The following is a 12,646-nucleotide window of genomic DNA, read 5'->3' on the forward strand; positions in this document are numbered from 1 at the left end:
AAGGGGAGTGGGTTATGGAGACTGCTCCTCATGATCTTAATGACGAAAATTCGAGGAAATCGCTGGGTGAAAAGCTTGGCAAGGCTTCACTCGGCTCTGCAAAATCGTCGGCGAACGCGCTTGGTAAGGCTGCGAGCTCGGCCGCGGACGCGGTGGCGCATTCAGCTGCCCGGGCCGCGCAAGACGTTGGCGACGCTTCCCGTAATCTTGCGAACCACGCCTCTCAGCACCTCACTATTATCGGCCGCATTTATGGCGTTCTGGTTCTGCTGGTTGGGCTCGTTGGAGTGCCGTATGTCGGTTACGCGATTCTCGACGGCATTCATAATTTTTTGACCGGCAGACTTCGCCCCGATCCTCTTGACCTGACATTCCTGCTTACTTGCGCGCAGACGGTTGTTTCGTTCGCCAACGCCGCGACGTTGATTGTTTTCGGCGTTACGTTGTTGCGTGACATGCGCAAGCACGCGGCGCGATGGGCGTATGTGCTGATGGCCGTGACCGTGGCTCAGGGCATGCTTTCACTGGCATTGCAAGGGCTCGGGCTCGGCGTCGGGCTTTCCTTGATTCAGATCGCGATTCTCGTGGCGCTCGCCATCGCCCTCGACCCGGCGCTGATCGGCGAACGTGCGGTGCAACGCAAGCTCAAGCGGATGGACGAGCACGACGAATACATCGAAGCCAAAGGCGCGGGGATGCTCGGCCGCGACCCGAGCGGCAAAGGCTACGTCGAGCTCAATGTTTTCAACGTGTTTTGGCTTTTCGTGGTCGGCTGCGTCGGCGGGCTCATCGTCGAGGAAATCTATCACCTTATATTCTTCAACGAATGGCAGGACCGCGCGGGGCTGATTTGGGGCCCGTTCTCGCCGATTTACGGCTTCGGCGTCGTGGTGCTGACGATGTGTCTGAACCGGCTTTGGCATGCCAACGCCATCCTGATTTTCTTTGCCAGCGCGATTATCGGCGGTTGTTTTGAAGCGTTTGTGGCATGGTTCATGCAAATCGCGTTCGGCATCATCGCATGGAACTATTCGAACGACTGGCTGCCGCTTTTCGGTGGAAAAACGAGCGGCAAATACATGGTGTTCTGGGGTTTGGCCGGCCTGATTTGGCTGCGCGAGCTGTTGCCGCGTCTGCTGAAATTCATCAATCTCATCCCGTGGAAGTGGCGTTACGCGCTGACTGCGGTCATGCTGGTCTTCATGCTCGTCGACATTGCAGTCACTCTGATGGCGTTCGATTGCTGGTACGGCCGCATCGCCGGCTTGCCTCAGACCTCACCGGTCGCCCGTTTCTTCGGCGAGCATTTCAACAACGCCGTGATGCAGCAGCGTTTCCAGACCATGAGCATCAATCCAAAGTGGTCCGGTCGCGCATGATAGCGCTGGGTTTCGTCAAGAGGTGTTTAGCTCGGCAGAATTGTACGAGATAGTACGAGATAATGTAAAAAGTGTACGCGAATGTACGCGAATGTACGCGAATGTACGCGAATGTACGCGAATGTACGCGAATGTACGCGAATGTACGCGAATGTACGCGAATGTACGCGAATGTACGCGAATGTACGCGAATCCGTCGTAAGGACTGACGGATTCGCGTACGCTTTTATTTGGCCCGACGATATTCTATGTTTTTTGAACCACCTTCGCGAATCACTTGGCCATCCGCAATCAGCCGCCTCAGATGTTTTTGCGTCCAAGACTTACTCATACCGAGTTGTTGAGAGATTTCGTTTGCAGTTTTCTTCGAGGTCGAAGAGAGGATGGACAGGATACTTTTTTCTGGAGATTTGGTTGGGCGGATGCGAGGTTCGTCGTTTTTGATTTTCTTTTGAACGGCAATTATGGGAGGAGTTGTTTCCTCCTTCTTGACGTTTTTTATCGGAACGGTCAGCGTCGTGCGGTTCGGGAATGACGGGGTGGTGGTGAGAGTTGGCTCCTCAGCGCCGATGTCGGCAGCGCCCTGGCGCATGACGTCGAATCCGCTGCCCATGCGTTCTCCGCCGCCGACGAGATTGAACATCGCGAGAAGTGTGGGGTTGCGCGAGTCGGATATGCCGCCTTGCAGGACTTCGTCTTTGGTGAGTCTGAGTCCTCCAGGGTTGGTGAATTCGAGGCAGTCGAGTTTGCGAATAACGACGGTTCCGCGCCTGCCGTAATAATCCGCGTGGACGAGAGTATTGGTCAGGGCCTCGCGCACAGCCTTGTCCATCGGACCCTCGTCGATTCGTTGCATGTTCGGGGCGAGCCGGAAGGGATGTGGGATCGCGGCGATGAGTTTTGTGGTGACCTTCAGCCAGAAGTCGTAGAGGTTGCCGCTCCAAGTGCCTTCTGTTGAAATGATGCGGTCGTCCCAGCGGTTCTGCCCGAGTTTTTCGTGATAATCGAGGAAATAATCGGGGAATTCGCGCGTAATCGCTTGATTGTCACAGAACATCAGCAGGCCAGCACGGGTCGGGTGCAGCGTGAAGTCTTTCGCAAAATCCACGGCGTTGAGTTTCAAGAGAAAATCTTTGTCCGGCAGGTCGTTCCACGGGTGGTCGGGTCGACGGAACGCGAGGTTCTTGCGGTAGGTATTGAGCGTGTCCTTGCTGATGGCGTTGAGATCCACTTCGTCGACGATTTTACGGTCAAGAGGGGTAAGACTGCTGTCGCGCAGCATGGCCCGACTTTCATCAGCTGTGCAATGATAATCGCCGTCGGCGTTACGGCGATAGGCGCCGGTGAGCGGATTGGGGCCGAGATAAACGGGCTTGTTCTCACGCCGGGCTGCAGGAACGTTGACGATGATGATATCCTTGCCGTCTTCGGACTGGACGCTTATGTCCTCGTCGGTCAGAATATTGATGTTGACTTTCGTTCGGTCGTTGAGGGTGTTCCAGAAGTCCCTGATGAGTTTTTCGGTGTCGGACACGCCGGAGATGGAAAGTTTGCGGGTCGCTTTGTCTTCGGCGACACCCAGCAGAATCTTCCCGCCATCGGTGTTGGCGAAGGAGGAATAGGTCTCCCAAATGCTGTGCGGAAGTCCGTGTTTAGCGAGTTTGGCCTCGATTCGGTTGGTTTCGCGAAGATTCGAAACGTCAAGTCGATCGGCCATGATTCAACCTTTCCGAAAGCGGTCCCTTACCTATAAATTCTCTTTATTCGATGATAACCCAGATTGGCAACGCTTTCGACTGTTTGGGGATGACTTCAGAATGTTTCAATAACTGCCAAAATAATCCTTGACTTCCTGGTTTATGAGTTCCGTAGCATGGTGTTTTTAAGGTTCCCAACTATACGACGAATTGTCTGCTGAATTGATAACTTTTCTATTTTTATTATGAAAAGTTATTGCGGTGATGAGTTGCAAGTATTGCTTTGCAGGTTTAGAAATCCCAATCATCGTCGCTGGTTTCCTCGGCCTTGTTGGCGGCGGTTGCGCCAGTTGAGGTTGGGGACAAGAGCGAGGATGCTGAAGTTCCGATGGCGCTCGCGGAAGCGGTTGAGCCGAAATTGAGGCCGCTGCCGCCGAACAGGCTGGCGGGTTTGAGAGTGGACGCCAAGGATTCCATGTCGTTGAGCTCGTCGGTGACGGCCGGGTTCGGCTGGCTGATCTCGGCGGGGAACAAAGCCGGGTATCCCAAGTAGGAGAGAGCCTTGTTGGCGTTGTAGCTCAGGAACTTTTCGATGTCGTCGTCGAGGCCGAGGTCGGCGTAAGGCAGCGTAAAGCTGTAATCCTCTTCGGCGAAATAGAGGTTGTTGGCAAGGTCGTAGACATACTGGCGCATGGTTTCACGGGTTTCGTCGTCAAGTTGCTCAAGGCCGCGCTGGTAAACAGAGCCGAGGTATGAGCTGGAAGTGACGATATCGCGGTTGATCAGGCGGATGATGTCGGCAAATTTCGTCATCGTCCCACGGCTGGAAAGCCACGTCGGCAGGTAGAACCCGGACTCCACCAGCAACGCTTGGGCAAGCACTGCGGCCGCAAGCCGCTTGAGTGCGCCGAGGTCGGGAAGGTTGGCTGCGCCGGAATCGTTGTTCGCTGATATTTGATTCCCAGTGGTGTATACATCATTGAGTAGCTGTAGTTTTTCCTGCATCGCTTCATTCTGTTGCGTCCAAGCGAATGAGGATTGCGAAGAATCATTGTTTTTGGCAATATCGGCATTGTTTGTCTCGCCTGTATTGTCATTCAGCGCCACAATCAGCTCAAAGTAAGCCTTTGTGTGTATTGACTCGCCAAAGGCGATGGCGGTCAAAACGGCTTGACTCGTCCCTGGGCGATCTCGTTCGGCGTCATTGCTCAATGCGTTGGTTGCGCTACTTGCCTGTAATGATTCGACGGTGGAAAGTCCGAAAAAAACATGGCTCAGCGTAACCCGTTCGATATCGCTCAGCCCTTGAATATCCTCTGTGTCATCGGTCAGCGAGACCTGCTCGGGCGTCCAAAGTTGCGCGGTCATTGTGTTGAATGCGTCGCGGTCCGCGTCCGTCCCGGCAAGATTCCAGTTCCAGGAGACAAAAGGCATGGATATTCCTTACGTAAGTTAATATTCGGGTGATGCTTCCTACAATACCGAGGCCCGCTCCCTTATTCGCTGACAGAAAGATGGGGTATCGGAACGTAGCAGTTAGCGTCCAGCTTCTTGCTGTGGATTATGTTGGTTTATCGTGTCCTCCAGCATATTCCGGTAGGAGACGATAAGAATGCGGTTGCCGAGGAAGTCCTGTGGGTTCTGAGTCTTGGGCGAAAGTGGGTTACGGAATTACCTTTATGCTTATAATATCTGAACTGAATAACGCGTAACAGTACCGGTGGGGAGGCTAACTCAGATGCAAAAGAAGCAGCAAGTTAGGTATCATGGTTCGGCATCGCCGGCAGAATTCCGGATTGTTGATTCCTCGGTTGCAGATAACGGAATACAATTTATTTATTTTGAACAATCGCTACCTGAGACTAAAGGCAGGAAATCAAAGACTAAAGGCGGGAAATCAAAGACTTGGAAAGCTTATGTCAACTCTCGGGGGAATCTTGTCATCGATCCCGATATGACGAAGATTATTCTGGAAGCGGGACGAAAACACAAGCCGTCAGCGGCTTTTTTGTGTCATTATGCTTCTAGTTCTGTTCCCTCTTTTGAGGATTGGCGTTCCGGGAAGATTAAGTCGCGTAATGATTCGCAGCCAACAGTTGAGCGTCAGCCCGGCTATGACCCCATGTTGTATGACGTAATGCGTGAATGCGGGTATCGCCTTGCTGGGGAATATATATATCGGTCTCGTCATGCCGAAAGCCCCGAAGCGAAGGAAGAATGGCTGCAGAAGAATCTTTCGGTGAGCGGTGAGATAGACTCGGTCAATTTTCGTGACGAGCGGGCGGTGCGTGCGAAGACCGAGGATTTCAATCGTCGTCTTGAAGAGATGGTGGGGTCTGCAAAGACAGAGGGAGTCAGTGTAACGGCGGCGGTGAAATGAGCCGGAAACCCACCGAGCAAGAGCTGGAAGAAATTTTTGATGATGAAGTAGTTCAGGAGTTGGGCGATGGCCCAGCGGAGGATTCTCCGCTTTTGATTGTTGTCGTTGCTCAGCCAGGAGCCGGGAAAACCATGGCAATTGCTGGTCTTTGCCAAAAATATCCGGATGCCGTTCGCGTCGATAGTGATGCATACCGTCGTTATCATCCCCGCTTTCGTAAGCTTATGATGAGCAATCCTAAGAAAATGGCGGATGAAACTGGTCATGCAGCAGGCGTTTGGGCGGGAATGGCACGAGATTGGCTATGCGCGCGGCGGCGAAGCCTGATTGTCGAGGCGACTTTCAGCAATCCGGAGACCGCCAAAAACATCATTGCTCCTTTTCGACAGGCAGGCTACCGAATTCAAGTGGTGGCGTTGGCCGTGCCCGCTGAGTTGAGTTTGATGGGTACGTTGAGTAGATATGCACATCAAGCCGAATCCAAGATGGGCGGACGGTGGGTCAAACGCCAAGCTCATGATAAGGATTTCGACAAGATGCCGAATACCTTGGATCAACAGATACGAAATAAGCAGATAGACGAAGTGACGGTTCTTAAGCGAGATGGGCAAGAGTTATGTCATGTCGTTGTTTCTGATAAGAATTGCGTGCAAGATGCCTACCAAGTAGGTTTGGCGATTGCTCAAGGACGCGATTTCACACAACTTTCTGGAGTTGAGCGTGATCAGTGGGATGCAGGGATGAAAACCATTCAGGATTTTATTGCTAAAAATCCGGATGAGGATAGAGTCAAGAGCCTATTTGACAAATTATCGGTAGATGGCAAGAAAGCTGGGTACTGATAGCGAAAAATAGCGGCAGGGACGCAGAAGCATATCTTTCGAACCTTTCGCAAGAAAGATTTCGGATGTCCGGGTTTTAGAGTTGTAGATAGGTAACGCACAAGTCGGCAGATAGGGAATTGGGAATGGCGGAATACCGCCGATTCTGAAAACTTATCTGCCGACTTGTGTATTAGTCCTTGCGGCTATTTACAGCATGCAGCTGACGCAGCCTTCGACCTCGGTGCCCTCAAGCGCCTGCTGGCGGATGCGGATGTAGTAGAGGGTCTTGATGCCCTTGCGCCAGGCGTAGATCTGCGCCTTGTTGAGCTCGCGCGTGGTGACGCCCGCGGGGAAGAAGAGCGTGAGCGACAGGCCTTGATCGACGTGCTGGGTGGCCTCGGCGTAGGTGTCCACGATCTTCTTCCAGCCGATTTCGTAGGCGTCCTCGAAGTACTCGAGGTTGTCGTTGGTCATGTACGGCGCCGGGTAGTAGACGCGGCCGACCTTGCCTTCCTTGCGGATCTCGATCTTCGAGGCGATCGGGTGGATGGAGGAGGTGGAGTGGTTGATGTAGGAGATCGAACCGGTCGGCGGCACGGCCTGCAGGTACTCGTTGTAGATGCCGTCCTTCAGGATCTCGTCGCGCAGCGTCTCCCAATCGGAGACGGTGGGGATGTGGATGCCGAACCGCTCGAAGAGGTCCTTGACCGTCTGGGTCTTGGGTTCAAGCGAGCGGCGGCCGTCGGTGTACTTGTCGAAGTAGTTGCCCTGGCCGGCGGCCTTGGCGTAGTCCGACTTATCGAAGGTCGCGAAGGCCTGGCCGCGCTCGACGGCCAGCTTGTGCGAGGCCTTGTAGGCGTGGTAGGCCACGGTCATGAAGTACATGTCGGTGAAGTCCAGCGCCTCTTCGGAGCCATAGTGCATGCGCTCGCGTGCGAGGAAGCCGTGCAGGTTCATCTGGCCGAGGCCGATGGAGTGGCCTTCTTCGTTGCCGCGCTTGATGGACGGCACGGAGTCGATGTGGGTCTGCTCGGAAACGGAAGTGAGCGCGCGAATCGCGGTCTCCACCGGGTCGGCCAGGCCGCCGTCCATCGCCTTGGCGATGTTGAGGGAGCCCAAGTTGCAGGAGATGTCCTTGCCGACGTGCTTGTAGCTCAGGTCGTCGTTGTAGGTGGAGGCTTCCTGCACCTGCAGAATCTCGGAGCAGAGGTTCGACATGGTCACGCGGCCGTCAATCGGGTTGGCGCGGTTGACGGTGTCCTCGAAGAGGATGTAGGGGTAACCGGACTCGAACTGCACCTCGCCGAGGGTCATGAAGAACTCGCGGGCGTCGATGTAGGTCTTGTGGATGCGGTCGTCGTGAAGCATTTCGTCGTACTTTTCGGTAACGGAAATATCCGCGAACGGCTTGCCATAGACGCGCTCGACGTCGTAGGGGGAGAAGAGGGCCATCTTCTCCTTGCGCTTGGCGAGCTCGAAGGTGATATCGGGGATGACGACGCCGAGCGACAGCGACTTGATTCGCGTCTTTTCGTCGGCGTTCTCGCGCTTGGTGTCGAGGAAGCGCAGGATATCGGGGTGGTGGGCGTTCAGGTACACCGCACCTGCACCCTGGCGTGCGCCGAGCTGGTTGGCGTAGGAGAAGGAGTCCTCTAGGAGCTTCATTACCGGCACGACGCCGCTGGACTGGTGCTCGATGTGCTTGATCGGGGCGCCCTGCTCACGCAGGTTGGTGAGCAGCAGGGCCACGCCGCCGCCGCGCTTGGAAAGCTGCAGAGCGGAGTTGATGCCGCGGGAGATGGACTCCATGTTGTCCTCGATGCGCACGAGGAAGCAGGAGACGGGCTCACCGCGCTGGGCCTTGCCCAGGTTGAGGAAGGTCGGGGTGGCGGGCTGGAAGCGGCCGGAAAGGATCTCGTCGACGTACTTGACGGCGAGCTTTTCGTCGCCGGCGGCCAGCTCGAGCGCCACGGCGGCGCTGCGCTGTGGGAAGTCCTCGAGGTACTGCTTGCCGTCAAAAGTCTTCAGCGCGTAGGAACGGTAGAACTTGAAGGCGCCAAGGAAGGTCTCGAACTCAAAGCCAAAGTCCTCGACGTGCTTGTAGAAGGAATCCAGGAACTCAGGGGTGTACTGGTCGAAAACGGCCTTCTCGTAGTAGAGGTTGTCTTCCAAGTACTTGATGCGCTCGGCGGTGGAGCCGAACTTCATCGTGTTCTCGGCGACGTGCGTGTTGACGTAGGCGCGCTCGGCCTCCTTGTCCTTGTCGAACTGGATCTTGCCGTCCTCGTCGTAGAGGTTGAGCATCGCGTTGAGCGAATGGTAGTCGTGCTCCGGGTCGAAACCGGTGTCTTCGACGGTGTTATCCATGCTCAGCGCTGTGTCGTTGAGAGCCATTGTGTTCCTATCTTCTTGGGTCGCCGTCGTGAGTCCGGCGGCAATATAGCGATATAAAATTTAATTTTTTATGGCCGCCTTTCTGCGCAAGGCAGGGTGACGGCGCAAAACCTATATAACTTTTTAGCGGCAGAGTTTACTGCTGTTGGTTCTGTGTGTTCTGTTCGTTCTGCGTGGCTTGCGTGTTCTTCGCGTTGAGGAAGAAGTCGCGGATGCCTTCGCGCACCTGACGTTGGTCGTCCGGGGTGCCGAGCAGCTCGAAATTATACATGAACGGGACGTGGCACTTCTTGGAAATAATGTCGCCTGCCGCACAAAACGCGGTGGCGAAGTTCCTGTTGCCCGAGGAAATGACACCGCGGATAAAGCTGCGGTTCTTGTGACCGTTCAGGAATTTACGGATTTGCGGGAGCAGCGCTTTGGCGATATTGCCGCCGCCGTAGGTCGGTACGATCAGGACGTAAGGTTCACGCACCTGCAGCGGCGCCTCTTTCGGACGCAGTGGGATGCGGTAGACGTTGATGCCCTCGTCGGGGAAACCGCAGCTTTCGATGAAGCGTGCGGTGTTGTTCGAAACCGATGAGAAATAGACTACGGCACCGATGTGCTCGCCTTTGGCTTTGGCTTCCGGCTCGCTTGGCGTCACGCACTCGTCGTCGTATGGCTTGGTTGAATCCATGTTTGCAATAGCTTCAGGCAAGAACGGTCTGCTGCGTCTTGGCGTCAGCAGAAGTCGTGACGGCGCTGGCCGCGAGCTGCTTGATGAGATCCGGACGATAGCCGCTCCAGGAGGCATCCGGCGTGATGACGACGGGCGCCTGGCGGAAGCCGGCCTGCGTGAGCTGCTCGAGAGTGGAGGGGTTTTCAGTAAGATCCACGGTCTCGAACGAGATGTTCGCACGAGTGAGCTGGCGCTTGGTTGCTTCGCACTGCGGGCAGCGTGGTTTGGTGAAAACGGTAACGGTCATCGTAACCTCCGAATCGATGTCTTGTAAGCTTTCAAGAACTCAGGTTACATGGTTGTAGTTCCAAACTGAACCCCAACTTCTAGTAGCGTGTCGGTTTATCGACCACTAAATATAGTGCTTATGGCCTCTAAAGGCAGATGGCACAAGGGGTGTCGGAACAAGAGCGCAAATTGCGTATTACATTTAGTGTGTTTTATTTCACAATACAAGCTGGCAAGAGAAAATAGACAAGTGGATTGATGCGGAAAAATCTGGATATTTCGGTGGATAAATTGCCGTTTCCCGGATTCCGGATTAGTTGATTAATAAGTATCGAAATAACCGTTATTCTTGCACCGACGAAAGCTGATTGAGTGTAATGGAATCGGCGATGGACATAAATTCCATGGTTCCCAGGATTGCGTGGTCGAGCGTGCACAACATAGTGAGCGTGGCTTCCTTGGAGTCGACCGGCAGCAGGACTGTGCAGGCGAACCAATCACATGTCGGGGTTGCGAACGTGTAGTGAAGCATGCCGATTTCCTGCGTTTCCTCGCCGTATGGAGCGGGGTGGGTCCCGATTTCGGCATTGCGCACCATCGGCAGGCTGCGTACTGCGGTTTGGTAATAGTCGTTAAGGCGCTCGCTGAGTTTGTCTGGTTGCCAAGGATTTTCGCTTTTCGAGCCGGTGACGTATGTGTCGGTGCGCGCTTTGAACAAGCCATTCTGTGCGAGATTTTGGATGAGCTGGGCCTTGTACGGATCATTGGCGGCACTGGTCTGCTGCGCCGCGTTTTCTGTGGTGTTGTCAGATTGCTGCGTGTCCCCGTTCCAGCGTTCGTAGCTATCCGGAATCGTCAGCGTGACGGCCCCGTTGAAAATGCTCTCGTCCTTCATCTTTGCTCCTTACTCAAAATGTTCATTCGTTTAGCAATAGTTTTCCCTTTGTCAGTCGCCGAAGGTGGCGGGGTTGAGGGTGAAGCCCTGTGAGGCGTTGAATTGGCCGACTTGCTGGTTGGTGTGGCAGTTGCGTACGGTGATGGTCATGTCCCACGGGCCGGTGTGGCGTTCCAGATAGTAGTTGTAGCCATAATTTATTGGTGCGAGGGTGAAGATACCGAAGCTGGGATCGGGAGTGAGATGTTTGTCGGCCCATACGGTCATGGCGGTGCCGTCCTGATTGACTTCGTAATGGTAATCAGGGCCGCCTTTTTGGAAGTTCTTCTCGCCTTGTTTTATCCAGTTGTTGTTCCGCCTGATACCATTCTGGCGTTGTTGCTCGGTGACGAGGGCGACGACGTCGCCGTTTTTGGCGGCGTAGACTTTTGTGAAGTATTTAGTACCGTTGCTGTCCATGAGGTCTTTGGCCACCGCTTGGGGCGTACGTACGGGGTGTTTTTCGTCGGAGGAATCGTAAAAGAAGTTTACGACATATGTTTTGTCGAATACGATTTTCTCGGTCTTGGGTTGCTCTGGTTTGTTGGTTTGCTGTGTATTGGCCGTGGGGGCTGAACCGCATGCGGTGACAAAGAACATGGTGAGGGCGGCGAGCAACAGTGCGGTTGCTGTCCGCAGGCCGGTTTTCTGTCGTAACTGAGATTTTTCCATTCGTGGGTTCTTTCAGAATGCGGGGATTAGAGGAGGGATTGGAATTGGGACTGGAGACGGTGCCGGCGCACGACCGGGTACCGGCTCACGTGTAGGTTCCCGTTCCCAATCAGGCCAATGCAGCTCGGGTACTCTGATCGGGTCTTTGACCGGTTCGGGCTGACGAAAATGGGGCCAATGAGAATCTTTTGTGACCTTAAGTCCTAAATCGGTGGAAACGAAGCCTCCTTCCACGTGTTGGGTGACACCTGTGGATAGTTCCAAGGAACTATGTCTGGGGTTGAAAGTTTCTGAGTATGTTTCTGTTTTGTCACCGTGTTTACGGCTCCATGATTGTGTAATGTCCCCATTATTGCCTAGAGCAGTTGGGCTTGGTTCCCAATCCCCATACCCTTGGTCTTTCAGGTGCGGGTTGTCGACTGGCTGCCCTTCGGCGCTCACAACAAGCCCCTCTGGGTCGAAGGAGATGAGGTCCTTCAGTTCGCTTCTTTCGCCCTTGATGACGGAATCCGGAACGGTGATTTTAAGCCCATCTCGGTGCTGGCTTTCGGTCGATAGCGACAGGGTCATCACGAGTCCCGGTCCGAGCGCGACTTCGAATTTTCCGTTTGCCGCGAGCTCAGGCTCCAGTTGGAGGATGTTGTTGCCCATGGTCTTCATTACTTCGGCCATCACGTCAGGGCTTTTCGCTGCTTCAGCCTCGGTCAGCCCCTTGCCCTCAATATCTTTGTAAATTTTATCGAGTTTGTTGTAGGAAGCGATGCTCGCGCTGAGCCCGCCATTGATGTAGTCGATGTCGAGCTCTCCGCTTCCTGCACCGTTGGACATGGTGTCCGCCAGCACGTTGAGTTGCTGCAGGAATCCCTCAAGGTCGCTTCGAGTGGCGACGAATTGCGACAGTGCCTTGCTGGCGTCATCGTTGACCTTATCCCAGATTTGGTTGACCTGCTGGATGGACATATTGTTCATGTCGATGACGTCACGTTCGTAGCCTGATGCGAGTTCAGTGCCGACCTGGGAGTTGGTTGATTCTTGTTGAGAGAGTTCGCTGGCGATGTATCCGTTTTTGATCGGGTCCCAGAACCGTTCCCAGTCGTTTGTCGGTTCTGCTTCCTTGGCCCATTGGAGAAACTGCTGTTTGGTGTGATCCGTGAAATCCCGGCGGTCGAGGCCAGCGATTCTGCTGCGAATCGTATCGGAATACGGCATTGGTTCATCTCCATGTTGAAGCAGCTCAATACTACTATAGAATAATGGTAATTATCTTTTATGATTAATATTGAATTCAACATGGCCAAAATGTGGATGCCTAATTATGCTCATAAGAAATCGGCGCGATAGCGAGAACGGTCTGATGCGCTGTTCCAGTTTCCGTAAACGGGTATGCCGGAGCCTGAAGGCCTACGTAATAGAGGCC

11 protein-coding genes are annotated in these 12,646 nt (G+C 54.2%); 3 read left to right on the forward strand and 8 right to left on the reverse strand.

All coding sequences use genetic code 11. The features are described from left to right. Nucleotides 1–14: 14 nt before the first annotated feature. Complete coding sequence (locus OZX62_RS00710; RefSeq protein ID WP_277176144.1) at nt 15–1,379, forward strand: putative ABC transporter permease; 1,365 nt, start codon at nt 15–17, stop codon at nt 1,377–1,379. 226 nt (nt 1,380–1,605) lie between these two features. Here the strand turns inward: OZX62_RS00710 and OZX62_RS00715 are convergent, their stop codons facing one another. Both OZX62_RS00715 and OZX62_RS00720 read right to left on the reverse strand, forming a co-directional pair. Next, nucleotides 1,606–3,096, reverse strand: coding sequence for an RNA-binding domain-containing protein (locus OZX62_RS00715; RefSeq protein WP_277176145.1), 1,491 nt, complete (start codon nt 3,094–3,096; stop codon nt 1,606–1,608). Between the two features lie 271 nt (nt 3,097–3,367). Continuing rightward, nucleotides 3,368–4,510 carry a ribonucleotide-diphosphate reductase subunit beta gene (locus OZX62_RS00720; RefSeq protein ID WP_277176146.1) on the reverse strand — a complete coding sequence of 381 codons (1,143 nt, stop codon included), beginning with the start codon at nt 4,508–4,510 and terminating at the stop codon, nt 3,368–3,370. Nucleotides 4,511–4,814: 304 nt separating this feature from the next. On the opposite strand from OZX62_RS00720, the gene OZX62_RS00725 reads away from it, so the two are divergent. Both OZX62_RS00725 and OZX62_RS00730 read left to right on the forward strand, forming a co-directional pair. Then, on the forward strand, nt 4,815–5,456 hold the full coding sequence (locus OZX62_RS00725) for a hypothetical protein (RefSeq protein WP_277176147.1): 642 nt from the start codon (nt 4,815–4,817) through the stop codon (nt 5,454–5,456). Further along, a complete protein-coding gene (locus OZX62_RS00730; RefSeq protein ID WP_277176148.1) occupies nt 5,453–6,298 on the forward strand; it encodes a zeta toxin family protein in 846 nt (281 codons plus the stop codon). Before OZX62_RS00725 ends, OZX62_RS00730 begins: the two co-directional genes overlap by 4 nt. A gap of 189 nt (nt 6,299–6,487) precedes the next feature. On the opposite strand, the gene nrdE is transcribed toward OZX62_RS00730, so the two are convergent. The 6 genes from nrdE to OZX62_RS00760 all read right to left on the reverse strand — a co-directional run bounded on the left by nrdE (nt 6,488) and on the right by OZX62_RS00760 (nt 12,438). After that, the gene (gene nrdE, locus OZX62_RS00735) at nt 6,488–8,647 is read right to left on the reverse strand and encodes a class 1b ribonucleoside-diphosphate reductase subunit alpha (RefSeq protein ID WP_277176977.1); all 2,160 of its coding nucleotides are present in this window, start codon (nt 8,645–8,647) and stop codon (nt 6,488–6,490) included. A 163-nt stretch (nt 8,648–8,810) separates the two neighbouring features. After that, complete coding sequence (gene nrdI, locus OZX62_RS00740; protein ID WP_277176149.1) at nt 8,811–9,353, reverse strand: class Ib ribonucleoside-diphosphate reductase assembly flavoprotein NrdI; 543 nt, start codon at nt 9,351–9,353, stop codon at nt 8,811–8,813. Nucleotides 9,354–9,366: 13 nt separating this feature from the next. Continuing rightward, the gene (nrdH, locus tag OZX62_RS00745; RefSeq protein ID WP_277176150.1) at nt 9,367–9,642 is read right to left on the reverse strand and encodes a glutaredoxin-like protein NrdH; all 276 of its coding nucleotides are present in this window, start codon (nt 9,640–9,642) and stop codon (nt 9,367–9,369) included. Nucleotides 9,643–9,966: 324 nt separating this feature from the next. Further along, entirely contained in the window at nt 9,967–10,518 is a 552-nt protein-coding gene (locus OZX62_RS00750) for a hypothetical protein (RefSeq protein WP_277176151.1), read from the reverse strand. A gap of 51 nt (nt 10,519–10,569) precedes the next feature. Next, complete coding sequence (locus OZX62_RS00755) at nt 10,570–11,229, reverse strand: hypothetical protein (RefSeq protein ID WP_277176152.1); 660 nt, start codon at nt 11,227–11,229, stop codon at nt 10,570–10,572. 12 nt (nt 11,230–11,241) lie between these two features. Continuing rightward, nucleotides 11,242–12,438: a hypothetical protein gene (locus OZX62_RS00760; RefSeq protein WP_277176153.1), complete on the reverse strand. Its 1,197-nt coding sequence runs from the start codon at nt 12,436–12,438 to the stop codon at nt 11,242–11,244. Between the last annotated feature and the right edge of the window lie 208 nt (nt 12,439–12,646).

Source organism: Bifidobacterium sp. ESL0690, assembly GCF_029392315.1.
GTDB lineage: Bacteria > Actinomycetota > Actinomycetes > Actinomycetales > Bifidobacteriaceae > Bifidobacterium.

Excerpts from the sequence above, each read along its gene's own strand:
- OZX62_RS00710 (WP_277176144.1), top strand. The coding sequence starts at position 15 with ATGGAGACTGCTCCTCATGATCTTAATGACGAAAATTCGAGGAAATCG.
- OZX62_RS00715 (WP_277176145.1), bottom strand. The coding sequence starts at position 3,096 with ATGGCCGATCGACTTGACGTTTCGAATCTTCGCGAAACCAACCGAATC.
- OZX62_RS00720 (WP_277176146.1), bottom strand. The coding sequence starts at position 4,510 with ATGCCTTTTGTCTCCTGGAACTGGAATCTTGCCGGGACGGACGCGGAC.
- OZX62_RS00725 (WP_277176147.1), top strand. The coding sequence starts at position 4,815 with ATGCAAAAGAAGCAGCAAGTTAGGTATCATGGTTCGGCATCGCCGGCA.
- OZX62_RS00730 (WP_277176148.1), top strand. The coding sequence starts at position 5,453 with ATGAGCCGGAAACCCACCGAGCAAGAGCTGGAAGAAATTTTTGATGAT.
- nrdE (WP_277176977.1), bottom strand. The coding sequence starts at position 8,647 with ATGGATAACACCGTCGAAGACACCGGTTTCGACCCGGAGCACGACTAC.
- nrdI (WP_277176149.1), bottom strand. The coding sequence starts at position 9,353 with ATGGATTCAACCAAGCCATACGACGACGAGTGCGTGACGCCAAGCGAG.
- nrdH (WP_277176150.1), bottom strand. The coding sequence starts at position 9,642 with ATGACCGTTACCGTTTTCACCAAACCACGCTGCCCGCAGTGCGAAGCA.
- OZX62_RS00750 (WP_277176151.1), bottom strand. The coding sequence starts at position 10,518 with ATGAAGGACGAGAGCATTTTCAACGGGGCCGTCACGCTGACGATTCCG.
- OZX62_RS00755 (WP_277176152.1), bottom strand. The coding sequence starts at position 11,229 with ATGGAAAAATCTCAGTTACGACAGAAAACCGGCCTGCGGACAGCAACC.
- OZX62_RS00760 (WP_277176153.1), bottom strand. The coding sequence starts at position 12,438 with ATGCCGTATTCCGATACGATTCGCAGCAGAATCGCTGGCCTCGACCGC.